Annotated in this window: 19 protein-coding genes, 1 pseudogene and 1 other annotated feature; of the genes and pseudogenes, 15 read left to right on the plus strand and 5 right to left on the minus strand. The window is 41.6% G+C overall.

All coding sequences use genetic code 11. The annotated features are described in order from the left end of the window. Window positions 1–233 precede the first annotated feature (233 nt). The 11 genes and pseudogenes from NSR00_RS11465 to NSR00_RS11515 all read left to right on the plus strand — a co-directional run. Complete coding sequence (locus NSR00_RS11465) at window positions 234–839, plus strand: TetR/AcrR family transcriptional regulator (protein WP_340788853.1); 606 nt, start codon at window positions 234–236, stop codon at window positions 837–839. Window positions 840–855: 16 nt separating this feature from the next. Then, the gene (locus NSR00_RS11470; protein WP_340788854.1) at window positions 856–2,352 is read left to right on the plus strand and encodes an o-succinylbenzoate--CoA ligase; all 1,497 of its coding nucleotides are present in this window, start codon (window positions 856–858) and stop codon (window positions 2,350–2,352) included. Further along, window positions 2,352–2,768, plus strand: a complete 417-nt coding sequence (locus NSR00_RS11475) for a MaoC family dehydratase (protein ID WP_044894214.1) — start codon at window positions 2,352–2,354, stop codon at window positions 2,766–2,768. The genes NSR00_RS11470 and NSR00_RS11475 overlap by 1 nt, the downstream gene beginning before the upstream one ends. Next, window positions 2,765–3,772 (plus strand): 3-oxoacyl-ACP synthase, encoded by a 1,008-nt coding sequence (locus NSR00_RS11480; RefSeq protein WP_340788862.1) that lies wholly within the window; start codon window positions 2,765–2,767, stop codon window positions 3,770–3,772. The genes NSR00_RS11475 and NSR00_RS11480 overlap by 4 nt, the downstream gene beginning before the upstream one ends. A 6-nt stretch (window positions 3,773–3,778) precedes the next feature. Continuing rightward, the gene (locus NSR00_RS11485) at window positions 3,779–5,623 is read left to right on the plus strand and encodes a 6-bladed beta-propeller (RefSeq protein ID WP_340788864.1); all 1,845 of its coding nucleotides are present in this window, start codon (window positions 3,779–3,781) and stop codon (window positions 5,621–5,623) included. A gap of 14 nt (window positions 5,624–5,637) precedes the next feature. After that, complete coding sequence (locus tag NSR00_RS11490) at window positions 5,638–6,858, plus strand: substrate-binding domain-containing protein (protein ID WP_340788866.1); 1,221 nt, start codon at window positions 5,638–5,640, stop codon at window positions 6,856–6,858. A gap of 59 nt (window positions 6,859–6,917) precedes the next feature. Next, complete coding sequence (locus tag NSR00_RS11495) at window positions 6,918–7,691, plus strand: ABC transporter ATP-binding protein (RefSeq protein ID WP_063388913.1); 774 nt, start codon at window positions 6,918–6,920, stop codon at window positions 7,689–7,691. Next, entirely contained in the window at window positions 7,669–8,367 is a 699-nt protein-coding gene (locus NSR00_RS11500) for an ABC transporter ATP-binding protein (protein ID WP_340788869.1), read from the plus strand. Before NSR00_RS11495 ends, NSR00_RS11500 begins: the two co-directional genes overlap by 23 nt. 19 nt (window positions 8,368–8,386) lie before the next feature. Continuing rightward, a complete protein-coding gene (locus NSR00_RS11505) occupies window positions 8,387–9,253 on the plus strand; it encodes a branched-chain amino acid ABC transporter permease (protein ID WP_340788871.1) in 867 nt (288 codons plus the stop codon). Window positions 9,254–9,350: 97 nt separating this feature from the next. Then, a complete protein-coding gene (locus NSR00_RS11510) occupies window positions 9,351–10,259 on the plus strand; it encodes a branched-chain amino acid ABC transporter permease (protein ID WP_340789236.1) in 909 nt (302 codons plus the stop codon). 122 nt (window positions 10,260–10,381) lie between these two features. Then, window positions 10,382–10,617, plus strand: a pseudogene (locus NSR00_RS11515) (hypothetical protein); the annotation flags it as partial. Between the two features lie 192 nt (window positions 10,618–10,809). Here NSR00_RS11515 and ltrA read toward each other — a convergent pair. The 4 genes from ltrA to NSR00_RS11535 form a co-directional block, all read right to left on the minus strand. Further along, window positions 10,810–12,069, minus strand: coding sequence for a group II intron reverse transcriptase/maturase (gene ltrA / locus NSR00_RS11520; protein WP_094245397.1), 1,260 nt, complete (start codon window positions 12,067–12,069; stop codon window positions 10,810–10,812). Between the two features lie 862 nt (window positions 12,070–12,931). After that, window positions 12,932–13,171, minus strand: coding sequence for a hypothetical protein (locus NSR00_RS11525; RefSeq protein WP_340788874.1), 240 nt, complete (start codon window positions 13,169–13,171; stop codon window positions 12,932–12,934). Between the two features lie 133 nt (window positions 13,172–13,304). Then, window positions 13,305–13,607 (minus strand): hypothetical protein, encoded by a 303-nt coding sequence (locus tag NSR00_RS11530; protein ID WP_327856123.1) that lies wholly within the window; start codon window positions 13,605–13,607, stop codon window positions 13,305–13,307. Then, a complete protein-coding gene (locus tag NSR00_RS11535) occupies window positions 13,595–14,536 on the minus strand; it encodes an Rpn family recombination-promoting nuclease/putative transposase (RefSeq protein WP_412675388.1) in 942 nt (313 codons plus the stop codon). Before NSR00_RS11535 ends, NSR00_RS11530 begins: the two co-directional genes overlap by 13 nt. A 737-nt stretch (window positions 14,537–15,273) precedes the next feature. Further along, window positions 15,274–15,569 (plus strand) — a binding site (T-box leader). A 56-nt stretch (window positions 15,570–15,625) separates the two neighbouring features. Here NSR00_RS11535 and NSR00_RS11540 point away from each other — a divergent pair. From NSR00_RS11540 to NSR00_RS11555, 4 genes are read left to right on the plus strand one after another with little or no spacing between them, the layout of a single operon-like run. Continuing rightward, complete coding sequence (locus tag NSR00_RS11540) at window positions 15,626–16,495, plus strand: SAM hydrolase/SAM-dependent halogenase family protein (RefSeq protein WP_094244298.1); 870 nt, start codon at window positions 15,626–15,628, stop codon at window positions 16,493–16,495. A 31-nt stretch (window positions 16,496–16,526) separates the two neighbouring features. Further along, window positions 16,527–17,081: an ECF-type riboflavin transporter substrate-binding protein gene (locus NSR00_RS11545; RefSeq protein ID WP_094244297.1), complete on the plus strand. Its 555-nt coding sequence runs from the start codon at window positions 16,527–16,529 to the stop codon at window positions 17,079–17,081. 50 nt (window positions 17,082–17,131) lie between these two features. After that, the gene (locus tag NSR00_RS11550) at window positions 17,132–18,862 is read left to right on the plus strand and encodes an ABC transporter ATP-binding protein (protein WP_340788878.1); all 1,731 of its coding nucleotides are present in this window, start codon (window positions 17,132–17,134) and stop codon (window positions 18,860–18,862) included. Then, window positions 18,834–19,661, plus strand: a complete 828-nt coding sequence (locus tag NSR00_RS11555) for an energy-coupling factor transporter transmembrane component T family protein (protein WP_130158466.1) — start codon at window positions 18,834–18,836, stop codon at window positions 19,659–19,661. Before NSR00_RS11550 ends, NSR00_RS11555 begins: the two co-directional genes overlap by 29 nt. Window positions 19,662–20,193: 532 nt before the next feature. Here NSR00_RS11555 and NSR00_RS11560 read toward each other — a convergent pair. Continuing rightward, complete coding sequence (locus NSR00_RS11560) at window positions 20,194–20,739, minus strand: transposase (protein WP_340789239.1); 546 nt, start codon at window positions 20,737–20,739, stop codon at window positions 20,194–20,196. Window positions 20,740–20,741 lie beyond the last annotated feature (2 nt).

Raw genomic sequence — 20,741 nt, forward strand, 5'->3', positions numbered from 1 at the left:
ATCGCTTCAGGCCTTCGCATCGAATTGAAACCAGTCTATTCCTTTCTTCTTGCCCTTTTACAGCACTTCCACCTAAGCATTTTCGAATAGTTGGGCGTTTTGGGCTGAAAAGACTAAAAAAACCGTCGGAGAATAACTGGTTTTCTCCTTCATCCGATTGTAAAGTAGTTAAAAAGAAAGATATTGACAATAAAAAATATTCTGAATATAATAAAAACTGAGAGGTGATTCATATGTCAGAAAATGCTACAGCAGAAACTCTTAATCTAACAAAAAAGGGCATGGAAACAAGGGAAAAATTATTAAGGGCAGCAGAAAAGGTTTTTGGCAAAAAAGGTTATTATGAAACTTCCATCGTCAACATTACTCAGGAAGCAGGCGTTGGCCAGGGTACCTTTTATAATTACTTTCAATCAAAAAAGGAAGTCTTTGATGCACTGATTCAAATGTACAGCCGAGAATTAAGATTCAAAATAAAAGAGGAAATGAAGGATGCGGAGAATCATGAAGATGCCCAACGAAAGGGATTCCAGGCATTTTTCCGTTGGGTGAAAGACTACCCTGAGCTATACAGCATCGTTCAGCAAGCAGTTGTTGTCGACAAGGATTTATATCGCTGGTATTATGACAAACTTGCTTCCGGTTTTTTAAAAAGTTTGTCATTGGGGGTGGAAGACGGAGAGTTTAAAGATATCAATCTGGAAACCGTGGCGTATTGCCTAATGTCTATCGGACAATTTTTAGGCATGCGCTGGGTGTTTTGGGAAGGACAGAATGTGCCGGAGGAAGTTTTTGATGCCGCGATGACGCTGATCTTTAATGGAATCAAAAAAACATAAAGGAGATGGGGATTTTATGCAGGGAATCGCTTATTGGATTGAAAAAAGAGCAAGCATTAATCCGAGGCGAATTGCAGTTATTACCGATCAGGAACAATTAACTTATAAGGAATTAAATGAAAGCATTCAAAATGCAGCCCTATTCCTATTGAATGAACTGAAAGTGAAAAAAGGAGATCGGATTTCAATAATTTCCCAAAACCGTCTCGAGTATGTCGTTTTGCTGTTTGCCATTGCACGGCTTCAATGCATCGCCGTTCCTTTAAATATCCGTTTGAATATTAACGAACTGATTTTTCAGCTGCAAGACAGCGGAACTTCTATATTAGCTGCGGAAGAGCCGTTTTTTGAAATGGCAAAAAGCATCGAAAAAGAAACCGGGGTTAAGCTGTTTTCCATCGAGAAGCTGAATGATATAAAACAGAAGGAGGCAGAACTGCCTGATGAAGAAATTGATGAGAATGACCCTTACATTATTTGCTACACCTCGGGAACAACCGGGAAGCCAAAAGGAGCGGTGCTCAGACAAAGCAACATGTACTGGAATGCGATTAACAATATTCTTGCCATTGATTTAACATCCATGGACCGTTCCATGGTGTTGCTTCCGCTGTTTCATATCGGCGGAATTGGCTTATTCGCCTTGCCGACACTCTTTGTCGGAGGAACGATCATTATACCGGGAAAATTTGATCCGTACAAAGCCATCGAGATGATTGAAAAACACCAGGCTACGGTTGTGATGGGCGTGCCATCCATTCACCAGGCTTTATTGGACTGCCCGGCGTTTAATGTAGCTGATCTGAGTTCCGTGCGCTGGTTCTACAGCGGGGGCGCGCCATGTCCTCGCGAACTGATTCAAGCGTTTACGGATAAAGGCTATTTATTAGGCCAAGGGTTCGGACTGACTGAAACTTCTCCGACAGTCTTTATGCTGAGCCGAGAAGATGCCCGTAGGAAAAAAGGATCGATTGGAAAACCGGTCTTATTCAGCGAAGTGAAGCTGGTGGATGAGGAAGGAAATGAGGTTAGGCCGGGCGAGGTCGGCAATCTGCTTGTCCGCGGCCCAATTGTTATGAAAGAATATTGGAATAGACCGGAAGCTACAAACGAGGCGATAAAAGACGGCTGGTTCCATACAGGAGATCTGGCACGGACAGATGACGAAGGTTTCTTCTATATTGTGGGAAGGAAGAAAGAAATGATCATATCCGGCGGAGAAAATATTTATCCCCTTGAAGTGGAACAAGTCATCAACCAGCTGCCGGAAGTCAGGGAGGCGGCGGTGGTCGGCATTTCAGATCCGCGCTGGGGGGAAGTTCCGGTTGCTTTTATTGCGAAAAGAGAAGGCGCTTCGATAACTGAAGAGGATGTAAAAACTTACTGCTTGAAATTTTTAGCAAAATATAAAGTGCCGAAAGAAATTTATTTCATTGATGAACTTCCGAAAAATGCGACAGGAAAAATCCAAAAGAGCAACCTGCCAGAAATGCGGGAAAGGGTGAAACAATAATGGCAAGATTCACTGAAGGACAGACAGCTTCTTGCAGCAAGACAATTACGGAAGCTGACGTTGTATTGTACGCCGGTTTGAGCGGTGATTTTAATCCGATCCATATTGATAAAGAGTATGCAAAGAATACTAGATTTAAAGAACGCATTGCCCATGGCCTGTTAACTTCCAGTCTCTTGTCACAGCTTTTAGGCATGTATCTACCGGGAAAAGGTGCCATTTATATGGAACAGACTCTTCGTTTTACCGCTCCGGTATATATCGGGGATACAATCACGGCTACAGCCACGGTTCAGGAGTTTATTGAAGAAAAGAACATTATAAAACTATTAACAGAGTGCCGGAACCAGAAGGGTGAGCTGGTGCTAATGGGATCAGCAGTTATGCTCGTGCCAAAGGAAGGAGAGAAAGTATGACAGAGCGGATCGGAATCGAAGAAACAAGTGTTTATTTTCCAAAGGATGTGGAAACCGCAGCCACATTGGCTGAAAAAACAGGCATACCGGAATCGGTCATCATTGAAAAATTTGGTTTGTATGAAAAGCATGTGGCGGATCAGACGATGCATGCATCCGACATGGCAATTGAAGCAGCAAAAAATATTTTGGCAAAGGTTGATCCATTATCCATTGACGTGGTGATTTATTTTGGCAGCCCCCATAAAGATTACTACGTCTGGTCCAGTGCTCCGAAAATTAGCTATGAATTGGGGACTAGGAACGCATATGCCTTTGAAATTATGAACGTAAGCTCCTGCTTTCCGATTGCATTGAAAGTTGCCAAGGACATGCTGAATTCCGATCATTCCATTGAAAACATCTTGCTGGTCGGCGGATGCAAGGAATCGCAAATTCTAGATTACAGCAATAAACGGGCTAGATTTATGTTCAATTTTGCCGACGGGGGAGCGTCTGCACTTGTAAAGAGGGGGGCATCTAAGAGTGAGATTCTTGAAAGCGCTATCATAACGGACGGTTCTTTCCATAATGATGTCCGGGTGCCTGCAGGTGGATCGGTCCATTTTGCCAGCTACGTTACCGTTGAAAACCGCCAGCATTTTATTGATGTGACAGACCCTTTAAGCATGAAGGAAAAACTCGATCCGGTATCCGTTCCAAACTTTCACAAAGTCATCAAGAAATCTTTGGAAAAAAGCGGGCTTTCGGTTGGGGATATACAGCTGTTGCTGCCGCTGCATACGAAACGATCCATGTTAAGAGAATTACTGGACGGGCTAAATTTGTCTAATGATAAGGCGATATATCTTGATCATTATGGCCATATGTCTGCTTTGGATCCTTGTATCGGACTCCACTTTGCTAGTGAGCAGGGAAAACTAAAGAACGGCGATATCGCAGTGGCAGTAAGCGCTGGCACCGGCTATACCTGGGCAGCTACGGTAATTAAATGGCTGGGGTGATGTCCAATGAAAAAAATCTGGGAATCTTTACTAATATTCGCTATATGCTTCGGCTTTTTGGGGGCGGAGACTTCTGCAGAAATAGTATATCAAGAGTCTTGGGGTGCTGAGGAGGACAGCGAAGAGCTGTTTCGAAGCCCTGTTGCATTAGCGAAAGACAGCAGCGGGAATATTTATATGTCTGATATGGGCAACCATCGGATTATAAAAATGGATTCCTACGGGAACATACTGGCTACATATGGAAAGCTCGGTGATGGACCCGGAGAGTTTAATATGCCGTTTGGCGTTGCCGTTGACAATGAGGGCAATATATTAGTTGCCGATACAGGAAACTACCGGATTCAAAAGTTTAATGCACAATTCCAGTTTATAAAAAGCTGGGGAACAAAAGGTAAGGAAAACTATCAATTCGGTTTTCCAAGAGAAATAGCCGTTGATCAGGACAACAATTACTATATCACCGATGAATTCAACCATCGCATACAGAAATTCAATTCTGATGGCGAATATCTATTAACTATTGGCGAATACGGAAAAGGAGACGGACAACTGGCATTGCCGCAAGGAATTGCTATAAGCAATAACAACGAAGTTTATGTAGCGGATACTTACAATAACCGGATACAGGTTTTTGATGTAAATGGCCAATTTAAGCGGAAAATTGGCGGACCTAAACCGGGCATGGGACCTTATCAGTTTTACCATCCGAGAGGAATCAATTTTGATCGGGAAACAGGTGCATTCTATGTAGCGGACACGTACAACAACCGCATTATGAAGTTTAGCATGGATAATCTATTTTTGTACCAGACAGGCGTTTTTCCGCTACTTGTTTACCCGAATCAAGTATTGCCTTATGGAGATGGAAATCTATATGTGACAGATACGGGCAACAATCGTCTGGTGAACTTTTTTGAAATGGGTCTTTCTGCAAGCTACATTATGTCTGTTGGCAATGACCGTTGGCACGATAAACAATATGCAGGTCCGTTCGATGCCGAAGTGGATTCGGAAGGAAACATATTTATCTCTGACTCCTTTAATCACAGAATCTTAAAGTATGACTCCGAAGGCGAACTGGTCAGCAAATGGGGCAGCATGTACGGAACGGGGGGTCCGCTTGGCTATGGCAGCTATCCAGGACAATTTTTCGTACCAAGACAAATTGCAATCGATAAATATGACAACGTTTATGTTGCGGATTCAGTCAATCACAGGATTCAAAAGTTTTCAAATTCTGGAGTGCTGCTTGCTTACTATGGATCTTATGGAACGTTAAATGGATACTTCCAATTCCCGACAGGGGTAGCGGTTGACAGAAAAGGAAATATTTTTGTCGCTGACTCGGAGAACAACCGGATTCAGAAGTTCAATTCCCTTTTTATTTTCCAAAAAAGCTGGGGCAAAAAAGGCACAGGTGACGGAGAATTCTTCCAGCCGATGCAGATTGCCATCGACTCCCAGGATAATGTATATGTTGTAGACCGAATCAACAACCGAGTCCAAAAGTTTGATAACAACGGCAATTTTCTTGCAAAATGGGGAACCAATAACGGCAGCGGCAATCTGGATCCATTGGAAAATTGGGGAGAAGGACCGGGAGACCTATTCTTACCAACAGGTATTGCAATTGACGAAAATGATCTGGTTTATGTAATGGATACTTCAAATAATCGCGTGAATGTGTATGACACCAATGGAAGATTTATAGAGCAGTTTGGAAGTTTCAGCGGACGTGCGGGAGATTTCTTCTCACCGCAAGGCATTGGTTTTACAAATGATGGTGAAATAATAGTCGTCGATGGATTGCTTCACCGCATTCAGTTTTATAAAAATCAAAATAATTAGGGAGGATAGGAAACATGATCAATAAGAAAAAAGCCGTACTAAAAAGTTTTCTTATTACATGTGTAATCGGGTCGCTCCTATTGACTTCGGCATGCGGCAGCGACAGTTCAAGTTCAGAAGAAGAAAAAGATACAATCAAGATCGGTGTATTGGCTTCTTTAACAGGAGCGCTGGAAGCTTACGGAAAACAAACTGTTCGAGGATTTGAGCTTGGGCTTGACTATGCGACGGACGGAACAGGTGAAGTTGTAGGGAAAAAAATCAAATTTATTGTGGAAGATACAGAAACAAAACCGGATGTTGCTGTGAAAAAGGCTACGAAACTATTGGAAGAGGATGAAGTAGATTTCCTTGTCGGCTCAACCAGTTCCAGCGATACGCTCGCCGTTTTGCCGCTGGCAAAAGAATATAAAAGAATCATGATCGTAGAGCCAGCAGCTGCCGACAGCATAACAGGCGATAATTTTAACCCATATATTTTCCGGACAGGACGAAACTCTTCTCAAGATGCAGTTGCAGGTGCAGCTGCGATCGCTAAAGAAGGCGTTAGAATTGCAACGTTAGCGCAGGACAATGCTTATGGGCGGGATGGTATAGCAGCCTTTATTGAAGCAGCTAAAGAACGCAGCGCGGAAATTGTGGCTGAAGTTTACGCGGACCCGAATGCAACCGATTTTACAGCCAATATTCAAAGTGCCCTCAGCGAAAAACCGGATTACTTGTATATCGTCTGGGCAGGCTCCAACGCGCCGTGGAAACAATTAAAAGATATGAAGGTTCAAGAGAAGGGAATAAAAATTTCAACGGCCGTACAGGATATTGCATCGCTGAAAACCATGGATGCATTAATCGGCATGGAAGGCTATTCGATTTATTATCATACACTTCCGGATAACGAAATCAATGACTGGCTGGTGGAAGAACATAAGAAACGGTTTGACGGTGAAATTCCGGATCTGTTTACTGCCGGAGGCATGACGGCAGCCATCGCCATTGTAGAAGCCTTAAAGAAAACGGAGGGAGACACGGATGCTCAGCTGTTGATTGAAACAATGGAAGGCATGGAATTTGATTCCCCAAAAGGCAAAATGAAATTCCGTGAAGAAGACCATCAGGCTCTACAAAGTCTCTATTCGATAACTCTGGAAAATCAGGAAGGCGTTGACCATCCGGTTCCGGTGTTGATCCGCGAATTGGATATGAACGAAACCGAGCCACCGATTCGAAATCAATAAAGCGAGAGGAGAATCTTGTATTCTCCTCTTTATAAAAATTTAGGAAGGGGGCGCAAGACTTGGATGCTTTATTGGAGACTCGCAATCTTTCCATTTCATTTGGCGAACAGGAAGTAATCCGGGATGTCAATTTTAAGGCGCCTAAGGGAAAATTTTTGTCCATCATCGGGCCGAACGGGGCAGGAAAAACTACTTTATTCAACCTGCTGAGCGGACAGCTCTCACCGACAAAGGGAGAGATTTATTTCAAAGGACAAAACATTACCAATTTATCAGCGGCAGAGAGAGCACGAATGGGGATGGGGAGATCTTTTCAATTAACAAATATTTTTCCGGAATTGACGGTTCTTGAAAATGTCAGACTTGCTGTCCAGTCGCAAAGAAAAGATTTTTACAGTATTTTACCGAAACCTGCCAAATACCGCAAACAGCTTGAAGAAGCAAGAAGGCTGCTTGATATGGTGTTTTTAAAGGAAAAAGAGGACTATTTAGCTATAAATTTAACCCATGGGGAAAAACGAAAACTGGAGATTGCCATGCTTTTAGCCTTGAAGCCCAATCTGCTTCTTCTTGATGAACCGACAGCAGGAATATCGGTGGAAGAAGTTCCGGTGATTTTGGAAGTGATTGAAAATATCAAAAAAGATTCAGAGAATACCATTGTTTTAATTGAACACAAAATAGAAATGGTGCTTGCTTTGTCGGACTATCTTGTAGTCATATTCAATGGGGAATTGTTGGTAGAAGGAGAACCGGGTGTAATTATGCAGGATGAACGTGTACAAAATGCTTATTTAGGGGGACTTTCACATGCTGCGAGTGGAAAATCTTGAAACCTATATTGAACAATTTCATATTTTGCAAAGTGTCACTTTCGAGGTAATAGAAGGAACCATTACTGTTTTATTCGGGAGAAACGGGGCAGGAAAGTCTACAACACTTCGAACGATCATGGGATTTTACCATGTTTCGAGGGGGGGTGTTTACTATAAAAATGAAAAGCTGAATGGTCTCCCAACTCATGTGATTGCCTCGAAAGGAATCGGCTATGTACCGGAAGATCAGGGTATTTTTCAACATTTAACGGTGGAAGAAACTTTTGCGCTGGCAAAAAAGGAAAAAGACCCTGAAGGAGAAGCAAAGGCTGAATGGATGCTGGAGATTTTTCCAGATTTAAAGAAATACTGGCATAAAAAAAGCGGCTATTTAAGCGGAGGTCAGAAACAAATGCTTGCCATTGCTAGGGCGTATATTAACAGCAGCGGCCTGCTTTTAATTGATGAGCCCAGCAAAGGACTATCCCCGCTGATGGTTGAAAAACTCATGGAATCGATCGTGAAAATAAAGGAAAAAACTACCATTTTGCTCGTTGAACAAAATTTCTTTATGTCCAACCACATAGGTGATTACTATTACATGATGGACGATGGGAAAATTGTCCATCAAGGGTTTATGAATGATTTGAGGGAGGATAAAGAAACGGTAAGGAAGTACTTGGGAATATCCTGATCACGTGAGGTGGAGTAATTTGAATACATTGCTGAATCTTTTGATCAACGGTCTCTCGACAGGTATGCTGATCTTTCTTTTAGCATCGGGTCTTACGCTTATTTTCGGACTTATGAGTGTCTTAAACTTTGCCCATGGCGGTTTTTTTGCATGGGGCGCCTTTTTAGGGGTATGGCTCTTTACAGTTACCGACAACTTTTTGCTGTCCTTTGTCGCTACGGTGATAGGCGGCATGGTGCTCGGCTGGATTGTTGAAAAACTATTAATCCGGCCGGTTTATGGCAATCACATTCGGCAGCTTCTTGTAACCTTAGGCGGAATGCTTGTGCTGATTGAGTTGCTGCGTGTGTTTTGGGGCTCGAATCCCATTCGCGCTGGCTTGCCTAAATGGCTTGAAGGTAGCATAGATGTTGGCGGTGTGATTTTTATCAAATACCGTTTGTTTGTAATTCTTGTCGGGCTGGTTATTTACGTTATGATTTTGCTTCTATTAAATAAAACGAAAATCGGGATTATGATCCGCGCAGGCGTGGACAACAAAGAAATGGTACAGGCGCTTGGCATAAATATTAAAGGCGTTTTCTCCTTTGTTTTTTTGCTGGGAGCGGGAATGGCCGCTTTGGGTGGATTTTTGCTGGGGCCATATTCCGGCGTGATTTTTGCTGATATGGGAATGCAATATGCGGTATTAGCATTTATTGTCGTTATTATTGGTGGCCTGGGAAGCATTCAGGGGGCAGCCGTTGCCTCAATCATTGTCGGCTTGGCAGGCGCATATACCGCTTATTACTACCCTGATCTGTCCCTTGCTGTAAATATGTTATTGCTTATTGTTATTTTATTGCTCAGGCCGTCCGGACTTTTAGGAGAAAAGGGGGGAGTCTAAAGTGGCTTTAGCAAAATATAATCGTTTTTCGCTCATTGCCGGCATAATCGCAATTCTTTTCTTAAGCATATTCCCTTTCGTCAATGATTCCCGTAGCATGCTCATTTTATTTACGCAAATCTTTATCTTTGCTATTTTTGCGATGAGTTATGATATTCTTTTAGGTTATACCGGTATCGTTTCCTTTGGTCATTGTCTATTCTTTGGCATCGGGGCTTATAGCACAGCGATTATACTAAATGCCAATGATAATACAATAGGATTTTTCCTTCTCGGCATCGCTATTGCTGTTATTGCAGCTGTGTTAATCAGCTTCTTAATCGGAATGCTGTCGTTAAGGCTGCAAAGTCATTTTTATGCCATGCTTACCTTGGGATTTTCTGAATTATTTCTTATTATTGCAGAAAAATGGAGATCGATGACGCAGGGGGGTGACGGATTTACCTTCCAGGTGCCGGAATTTTTGAGAGACCGGTTTACTTTTTACTTTTTTACATTAATCAGCCTTGTTCTTATCTATATTTTGCTTCGTACTTTCACTTCTTCATCTGTTGGAAAAGTATTAAAAGCGATTTCGCAAAATCAAAAGCGAACAGAAGCCCTTGGCTTTAAAGTTCTTCATTATAAAATTATCGCAAGCGTCATAGCCGGGGTGGTGGCCGCATACAGCGGAGCTTTATATGCAGTGACCCTTCGCTTTGTGGATCCGTCGGTCTTCTCCATTGAAACCACATTAGATGCACTTCTTATGACAATGATCGGCGGCGCCGGTACTTTATTTGGGCCAATTTTAGGAAGCGGAGCGGTTGAATTTATTCAGCACTATTTATCGGAGCTTGGGACCGAGTATTCGATTTTTGAACGATGGCCGATTTTTTTAGGTCTCCTCTATATAATTGTTATTTTAGGTTTTCCTAAAGGCATTGTCGGCACTTTCAAAAGCACCGTTATAAAGCGAAAGGAAAACCGGAAAGAGAAAAAAGGATTATTAAAACATTCAGCATAAATCAGCAAATTATAAAGATTCCAGTATTTCAGGCGTCGCTGTTGCCAAAAGCAAAATGATTGCTTAATGGCTGCATCCGGCGCCTTGGTCGCTGATCAAGGATGAAATTGAAAAAATTTCGTTACGAAGTGTTTGATTTAGAAAACGGAGTACCGACCTATGCCTATGAATTAGAAATCAAGCTGTTCAGGATGGATATTTAGTAGATTATCGCACGATTGAAACAAAATTAAAATTTCCTGAAGAAGGTATACATTATGATGACTTATTGGATGAAGAAAAAGAACGGTTCGAAGAAACATTTGATGATGGAATTGGCGAAGATATTGACAGCGCTGCGCTAAATGAATGGTTATTTAAGATGAAAGCCTCGAAAATACGCGTGAATGGTGAAGAGCAAATGTTCGACAGAATTACAAGGTCAAGCAAATCTAGCATTTGAAGCACTTGTCACACAAGCGCCTCCTAGAGTATTAATCGAGTAGGAGGGGGTGACTAACCCCCGACCTCTCACACCACCGTACGTACCGTTCGGTATACGGCGGTTCAATTAAGTATGACGTAGTGCTTGATATCTTTCGAATAGACTTCTTAACCCTCGACGCTTCCAATAGGAGTTGTCGAGGGTTTTGTGTAGAATGGGACTGCAGGCAATCCGCCAATATTTCTTGCGTGTATTGCCCCATTCGAATGCTTTATGGCTTGGAACTTCTAATCCTCTGAGTTTCCGAATTCTTGTTTTCGGGGTTTTCCATTCTTTCCACAAACACATCCGAAGCCTTCGTCTAATCCATTCATCAAATTCTTTGAACTTACTTGGTGTTTCTGCCAAGGCAAAATATCCGCACCATCCCATTAAATACTTATTCAGTTTCTCAATCCTTTTCTCCATTGGATACGGTTTCGACCTTGATGTAATTTCACGGATCTTGTTCTTCAAACGTTTCACACTTTCGTTCGCAATCCGTACCTTTGGAGTCTTATTGAGTGTGAAGCTGAAACCGAGAAACTTCCGTTTCCAAGGACGGTCTACCGCCGATTTCTCTTTATTTACCTTGAGCTTTAACTCCTTCTCTATAAAGTTCGTAATGGAGTTCATGACACGAATTCCTGCTTTCTTTGTTTTCACATAGATGTTACAGTCATCCGCATACCGAACAAACTTATGTCCACGTTTCTCAAGCTCTTTATCCAATTCATGAAGCATGATGTTTGATAAAAGTGGACTAAGCGGGCCGCCTTGAGGCGTTCCCATGTCCGTTTCCATTACCACTCCATTGATCATCACGCCTGATTGAAGATACCGGCGAATTACCTTCAGTAGAATTCGATCTTTGATCGTTTTCGCCAAGATCCCCATCAGTTTGTCGTGATTCACCTTGTCAAAGAATTTCTCTAGGTCTATATCGACTACCCAACGATATCCTTCTTTGATATAACCCTTTGCTTCCCTAACCGCATCATGTCCCCTTCTACCTGGGCGGAAACCATAGCTATGGTTCGAGAAGGTCGGATCAAAGATTTTCGTCAACACTTGGGCAATCGCTTGTTGGATGAAACGATCCGTCACGGTAGGGATCCCTAGAAGCCTTACTCCACCGTTCGGTTTCGGGATTTCGACTCGACGGACGGGTAAGGGCTTGTAGGTTCCTTCTCTCAACGACTGTCGAATGGAGTCCCAATTTTCGTAGAGGTGTCTTCGTAGGTCTTTTACGGACATGCCATCTACTCCGTGACCTCCTTTATTCTGTTCGACTCGTTTCAGTGCCGCCAGGAGATTTTCCCGTGACAAAATCATTTCCATCAACATTGATATCCTCTCCACGTGAACGAATTCTTCTATTTGTGCCATCTTCTGCTCCACCCTCTTGAAGTCCCCCGTGGGATTCACCACTTCCTCCTTCAAGTAAGTCCTATCGGATTGTCTGCTTCCACACAGAAGGTGAACGCCTAGCGATTCGTTCTCCTTAATTGTTCAGTCCTTCCTCTTTCGTCTCGAGCTCGAAAAGAGTACTATGACTTCTGCTGACTTCTGACTGTTCAGTTATCTATCACTAGATAGGTTACCAAGGTTACTTGGCGTGCCAGTCAGATCTCCCCGGGTAAGTACATGCACTTTCACACCATCTATCCGCCTCATTTACTCGATATGACCTTCGACAGAAAGAGCTTTGTTTTGTTTCGCAAACTCACTCAATCATACCTAGCCTTATATGAGGTTCGTGTTCCTCGGACCGGTGTTTTGCCTCCAGCTTCCTTCAGATTCCGCGTCACCACGGACACCCTTGCTCTTGGCTAACCTCTACTTCTGTCTTCGGGGTTCGGGACTTACACCCTATAGTTCATGTACATGCCGGGCGCACGAAAAAAACACGTGCCACTAACAAGTGTAGTGGTACGTGTTGTGGGTAAAGTCCAAAACACCAGTATTTTCGGGCTTTTCTTTAGTGTACTCTGTCAAACTTTTAGATATAGAGACTGTCTAAGCAGAGACTTTGTCAACAAGCGAAAGTACTAGCTGATGTTTTGTATTTTTCAAGAACTGACTAAGATAATGATCCTAAATTCAAGGTCTTCCTCCTGTAATCCATTCAATTAAATATCCTATAAACATTAAAATACAAAATATTATAAACATGATAAGTTTATAAATCATTTAATTCCCCACTCTATTATTTTTTACAAGGTGCTATACTAAAATAAGCTGCTACTGCTAAGGCAGCTCTTTTTTCGTCAGATTTCATAAATAGAAGAGCGGCAGTTATCCCAGCTACTAAAGCTTTATCACAGCCACAATCGAAATATCCTTTTACTTTATAACAAAGATCATGTGTCATACATAAAGAATCTAATTTATTTTTTGGTACACCGCCACCATGTCCAGGTCCGTACCAGTTTCCCCAAACTGGCATACTTCTTAATATTTGAGATACAGATTGTGACTCTTTTTTATTTTCGATTTGATTAATTAAATATATACGTTTTACCTACGGCCGAGTAGAAACAAAATCCATTCCTGAGGGAATTCGACGGTTTGCACAATCGCTAAAGTCTTTGATACCAACATGCTGAGTGACCAGCATGGTTTCTATTGAATAATACCCGTAGCTCAAAAATTAGGGGATATAAAATAGCTCTTGCATGGAATAGTCCTTTAAAAGGAAAGTGAGATCCTTCAGTTCCATGCAAGTGCGCTTTCATTTTTTTTACCCTTCCGAGTGCTACATCTGTTTTTTTTCGATGGAGCAGCAAAGCCTTATTAGGCGGCAGGTTTTCTAACGTTTCCACTACTTCTTCGGATGAATGCCAAACGGCTTCAACAAATGACAGGCAATCTATTTCAACCACTTTCGCACTTCCTCTTCCGCAAGTCCAGTGAGATCGGCAATATCTTTCGCTGCCATTCCTTTCGCCGACATATGCTGGATCATGTTCTTCCGTTCTTCCTCCCGACCTTGCTTTAGCCCTTGTTTCAACCCTTGTTTTAATCCTTTTTCCAACCCTTCCTCCATCCCAGCACGCCGCTCGCCAAGAAGATTGGACAATTGATCCCGCAGCCATTTCAGCCGCATTTCATACGCGTAGCGATTTTCCGAACTGACGCTTAGCTTCTCCCACTCTTCCAATGCTTCGCGAATTTCTTGCTCGTTCATCGCCAACACCTCCAGTTCCTTGAGAATCGTCTCATCAATCTCTTGTTTCCGGGCATCCACCGCTGACAGCATCATTAACCAGGGCCACTCCGAAGATCGCTTCACATCACGTCTATATTTCTTCCATTTTACCATAAATTGTGATAAATCAATGGCGTGAAATTCAAGATGCGCGCTCCAAAGAAATTGTTCTTTATCTTCGCGGATATGAAAGATGGTGTGAAACCGATCGGTTTCATGCGGAAAGAGCGGGTAGTTGAGAATTGCAATCATAATGGTGGGAGGAAGTTCGCTGTACCCTTGGCCTTTGAAGAGCGACTGGGAAAAGAGCCTCGCCCAGTAATACAAAATCCGCTCCGGCATATCGTGCTGGTCAATGATTTGAATTTCCACGTTAATCCGCTCGCCTCGGTCGGTCCACACGAGCACGTCAAGCCGATTCATTTTCCCTTCTTCGAACTCTTTTGCCAGCTCTGTGTTATCAAACTGCACATCGATGATACGATCATGGCCTGTCCGATGCAAAACCGCATTCAAAAAAGCGATTGTAAGCTGCTTTCGGCTCGGATGGCCGAACAATTGTTTAAACATAAAATCCAATTTTAAATCGAGGTATTCCTTCATAATGGGAATCATCCTTTCAAGGAGAATTTGGAGGGGAGCTGAGGTTTATCTAAAGAAAAGCCGAAGTTATTTACAGATTTTTCAGACAAAAGAAAGCGCATCGCCTTACAAAACGCACTTCTTGACAAATCTCAACCAGCAGCCGTTTTAATGAAAAATTTGCCACCATATACATTCAGAACATATGTTCTGATAATGTTATTGTAATACACCTTATCTTATCTTTCAATCACCAATGATTCGACAAATTTTGCACAGAGCCAAAAACTATACCAAAAGGTAAGCCCTTTTACACAGCAAGTTCCTCCTTCCTTAGAAATAGATCCTAGTTGTCTTCCAAAAAACAAGAACATGAGTAATCCTTCCTCATTTTTCTTAGGTTACCATTTTAATTAGCAAAGTGCCGGTGTGTTTAATCCTGCCGTGGTGACCGTCGGGAAAGGAGATAACCGTCAGTATACCGAAGCATATCTGAGCTTTCAAGCCCACTACGGGTGAAGTACAGCCGTGCAAAAGGTTGTTCACTATCCGAACCAAGTTTATTCCACATACGCACAAACATATTTTTCATTCGACCTAAATCTTTTCCACATCAGACCTAAAAAAGTTCCACATCAAGCCTAATATCCAGCACTCCGCACCAAATCCCCGCCTCATTCCATACTTTTCGTATTCCAACGCTTGACATATTCTCGGCGGTGATTATAATTAATTAAAAAATTGTTAATAATTTTCTTACAATAACTATGAAGAGGAAAAGTAAGGTTCAGTTATTTTTCACAGAGAGCTTCGGTAGCTGAGAAGAAGCAAAAATACGAACCCGAACAATGGCCTCTGAGTTGCGTGCTGAAAGTATTATTTTCGTGTTTTATCCCAACAAAGCACGAAGGTACGAGTAGGTTCCGCCGAGTTTGGTACTCGTTACAAATACCACAGTATGAAGGGATTAAGCCCGTAGTACTGGCAGAGGCTGTTTTGTGCGAACAAACAGTGAAGTAAGGTGGTACCACGTGAGCAAAACCACGTCCTTATCTATATAGATAAAGACGTGGTTTTTTTTATAAAACAACAATGTATGGGGGAAAATTTATGAATCGTTTTTTAGTTATTCAAACTGATTTTGGATTAAGCGATGGAGCTGTCAGTGCAATGTATGGAGTCGCTTTGAATGTTAATCCCAGCCTGAGGATTTTTGATTTGACCCACGATATTCCCCAATATAATATTTGGGAAGCGTCTTATAGGCTGTACCAAACGATATCGTATTGGCCAAAGGAGACGGTATTTATTTCTGTTGTTGATCCGGGTGTCGGTTCAGAACGGAGAAGCATTGTTGTGAAGACAAAATCAAACCAATATATTGTGACACCCGACAATGGAACGATCACACATATAAAGAAGTATATTGGGATCGAAGAAGCAAGGCTGATCGATGAAAAGGTAAACCGGCTGCCAAATTCCGGGCATTCTTATACCTTCCATGGACGTGATATTTACGCTTATACCGGCGCACGGCTTGCATCCGAAGTGATTACGTTTGAACAGGTGGGGCCGGAAATTCCAATCGATTCGCTAATTGAACTGCCGGTTTTAGAAGCCTATATTCAAAATGGTGCGATTAAAGGGAATATTGATATACTTGATGTCCGCTTTGGAAACTTATGGACCAATATTGATCGCAGCTTGTTTCAGAAGTTAGACGTAGATTACGGAGATTCTTTTGAAGTAACGATTGAAAATGAAACAAGACAAGTATATAAAAATATTATGACGTTTGGCAGATCATTTGCGGATAGTCATTTGGGCGAGCCTTTGCTTTACGTCAATTCGCTCGACAAAATCGGTGTGGCAATCAATCAAGGATCATTTGCGAAGGCCTACCATATTGAAGCAGGTGCCAAATGGAAAATCACTATCTGCAAAGTACCGAATTTCGTATATAATGGAAATTCAATATAATCATAAAAATAAAAAAAGGGAGAGGAAGTTCATGAAAGAAAACAATCTATCGATCAAAACAATCGTAGCAATCGGAATTGGAGCAGCTGTCTTTGTTATTCTGGGAAGATTTGCGTCCATTCCAACAGGGATACCAAATTCCAATATTGAAACAACTTATGCATTTTTAGCACTTATGTCAATTATTTTTGGGCCTGTCGCAGGCGGTTTCATCGGACTTATCGGTCATGCGTTAAAAGACTTAATATTTTATGGATCTATTTGGTGGAGTTGGGTTGTTGTCAGCTTGCTTGTCGGATTTTTAATTGGTCTGGCTTCTAAAAGCATCGATATCGAATCTGGTGAATTCGGCACTAAAAAAATTATTACATTTAATATTGTTCAGGTGATTGTTCAAGCAATCGGCTGGTTCCTTGTCGCACCTTCTCTTGATATACTGATTTATGCTGAGCCAGCAAATAAAGTCTTCCTGCAAGGATTAGTTGTTGGAATTTCCAATATGGTAACAGTTGCCGTCATTGGAACACTTCTTCTTTTACTCTATGCAAAAACACGCAGTCAAAAAGGAAGTCTTGATAAAGAATAAAAGCACATTGTGAGTTTTGACAACATATTTACTTACAGGAGCTTTTACGAATGAGAAAACGAGTGATTGAATTTCATAATTTTAGCTTTAAGTATTATAGCCAAAAAAATCCAACATTAAAAAATATTCATTTAAACATTTACGAAGGGGAAAAAGTTTTAATCGTTGGGCCTTCAGGATCTGGGAAGAGCACCATTGGCCACTGCATCAATGGTCTAATCCCCTTCTCTTATAAAGGAGAAATGACCGGAAGTTTAAAAGTAATGGGTCAGGAAACAAAGGAGTTAAATATTTTTGCTTTATCAAAAATGGTTGGTACTGTTTTACAGGATCCTGATGGCCAGTTTATAGGATTAACTGTTGGTGAAGACATAGCTTTTGCACTGGAGAATGATTGCACTCCGCAAAAGGAAATGTTCGAGATCGTAAAAGATGCTTCCCAAATGGTCGAAATGGATGATTATTTGCCTGCCTCTGTCCATCATTTGTCAGGCGGGCAAAAGCAGAGGGTTTCCCTCGCTGGTGTAATGGTTGACAAAGTGGATATCCTGTTGTTTGATGAACCGCTCGCAAACCTTGACCCCGCTACTGGAAAGTATGCAATGGCTTTAATCGACAAAATCCAAAAAGAAACGAATACAACCGTTGTCATTATTGAACACCGTTTAGAAGATGTTTTATATCGCCATGTCGATCGCATTATTGTGGTCAATGACGGCTCAATAGTAGCTGATATGAGCCCTGACCAACTTTTAACAACTAACATTTTAGAAGAGACGAATATACGGGAGCCGTTATATATTAAAGCGGTCAAATATGCCGGTTGCGAACTAACTGAAGATATGCATCCTGCTGATTTCAATCAGTTTAAAGCGGATTTATGCCGAAAAAACTTGTTGGAATGGTTTGAAGATTCAAATCCAAAAACGCCAAGTAAAGAAGGAAAACCAATTTTAGAGCTGAAAAATATTTCGTTTAGCTATTCACCAGGTCACGAAACGATAAAGGATGTTTCTTTTTCAATTAACAAAGGGGAAATGGTGAGCATTGTTGGAAAAAATGGAGCAGGGAAATCTACAATTACAAAATTAATTTGTGGATTTGAAAAGCCTTCCTCAGGGAGCATATTGTTTAACGGCAAGGATATAACAAACGAAACGATTAAAGAACGCTCGTTAAAAATCGGCATGGTCATGCAAAATCCAAATCATATGATTTCAAAGCATATGATTTTTGACGAAGTAGCCTTAGGCTTAAAGGTTCGCGGCGTAGCGGAAGCTGAAATAAAAGAACGCGTCGACAATACATTAAAAATTTGCGGGCTGTACCCATTTCGGAATTGGCCGATTTCAGCATTAAGCTTCGGTCAAAAAAAGCGGGTTACGATTGGTTCCATTTTAGTGTTAGAACCAGACATCATTATTTTGGACGAGCCAACTGCCGGACAAGATTTTCGCCATTATACTGATATTATGGAGTTTCTTGTTCAATTAAATCAGCAAGGCGTCACAATTATGATGATTACTCACGATATGCATTTAATGCTGGAGTATACAGAAAGAGCGATAGTATTTGCAGAAGGCAGGAAAATTGCCGATGACTCAGCTGTCAATGTCCTTTCTGATATTGACATCATCGAACAGGCAAATTTAAAGGAAACGTCTCTTTATAACCTAGCATTAAAAACAGGGATACCAGAACCGAGGAAGTTTGTGGAACGTTTCATAGAATATGATCGGGAGGTAAGGCAGGTTGGCAGCCGAGATGCTATCTTATATTGACCGAAAATCTCCTGTTCATCAGTTGACAGGTGTAACAAAGCTAATATGCTTTATCTTATGGTCGACTGCAGCTATGCTGACATACGACACTCGTATTCTACTATTTTTATTTTTAATTAGTATTCTCATTTTTATTATTTCAAAAATTAAACTTGAAGAGATATTGTTTGTTCTTGTATTTATTTTAGTATTTCTTTTCATAAACAATGTTGCCATTTATGTCTTTTCACCGCAAGAAGGAGTAAAAATTTACGGCTCCAGCCATGTGTTATTTGAAATATCAGGAAGGTATAACGTCACATTGGAACAACTTTTTTACCAATTGAATATTACGTTAAAATATTTCACAGTGATCCCAGCGGCTTTGCTTTTTATTGTGACGACTCATCCGAGCGAATTCGCCGCTTCCCTCAATCGCATCGGTGTGAGTTATCGAATTTCGTATGCTGTTTCTTTGGCATTAAGATATATACCGGACGTACAGCGGGATTTTCGGAATATAGCACGCGCCCAACAAGCCAGAGGCCTTGACATGTCCCGCAAAGAAAAACTTCCTAAACGGATCAAAAATGCCGCCTCCATCCTTGCACCGCTTATTTTATCAAGCCTAAATAAAATTGATACCATCAGCAATGCAATGGAACTGCGCGGCTTTGGCAAAAACAAAAAACGCACATGGTATAGTGCAAGACCTTTCCAAAAAAGCGACTACTTTGCAATCGCTCTATTTACTATTCTGTTCATGGTCACCTTAATCATCACATTCCATGATGGAAGCCGGTTTTATAATCCGTTTTAAAAATACTCCTACTGATCGCATCCAGTAACGCTGTTTGTTGCTGGATGCGTATTTTATGAAAACATTTAAATTAGCCCTATTTTAGGGGTGGGCTGGTTGCTTCCTTGGGCCACTAAGCTGGCAAGCCTTTTTTTATGCAATAGTTCTGCATTTTTTGTTGCAGAACTCTGTATTTTTATTTTGCAATAAACACTCATGCGCATCGCCTAAACAGAACTGCCCACATTTGTTACGCCAATCACTCCTAGTTCATCTTCCCATATTCGTGATATGGACATCAATCCCTTTATTCCTACACGTTTCTTCTTCATCCTTTTTCCTCCATAAACTTTTTACGAAAATATACCTGTGACGTATGGACTGCTCCATAACCGACCGCCAGCACGCCCTATTAACCAATTAATAGACCGAATATTCAGTTAACAGCACCCATAAAAACAAACCGCCCCATCAAGGGCGTCTCGACCATTTGGACCCTTTCCACTGATGCTATTTCCACGCGCTTTCGATGGCTGACAAGTGACAGGCAGCCTCACCCCCTCACAAATTCAGCATATTTTTTCTTCCGCTCTGTTTTTGTGCCTGAAAGGTAATCTAATAATGCATCCATATTCATAAATTTCGGAGGCAGGGATTTTGGATGCATATACAAATAAAAACTACTCCATCGGTAAAGTTCCGGCGCATGCACCATATGAGCTTCTACAGGATTGAGATGAATATATCGACTCACTTCCAACATTCCGCTATCATTGTCAATCAATTTACCATAATAACGCTTTTCAAATACATGTCCCATCAAACGATAGCGAGTATTATAATAATTCGCATACCGTTTGTTCATGAGCGCCATGACTTTCGAAATCGGCTCCTGTTTTGAGCGCAGCTGCAGGTGAAAGTGATTCGTCATAAGGCAATATGCGGCTATTTCAAACGGGATTTTTTCATGTAGCTGGTGGAGGATATGGAGAAAAGCGAGAAAATCATTTGTTTCCTTGAATAGGGGATCACGCCGATTGCCGCGGCAAACGATATGATAAAACCGATGGGGCACCCAGATCCGCTTTTGCCGTCCCATTC

The sequence above is a fragment of the Aeribacillus sp. FSL K6-8394 genome (genome assembly GCF_038008865.1).
Lineage (GTDB): Bacteria > Bacillota > Bacilli > Bacillales > Aeribacillaceae > Aeribacillus > Aeribacillus composti.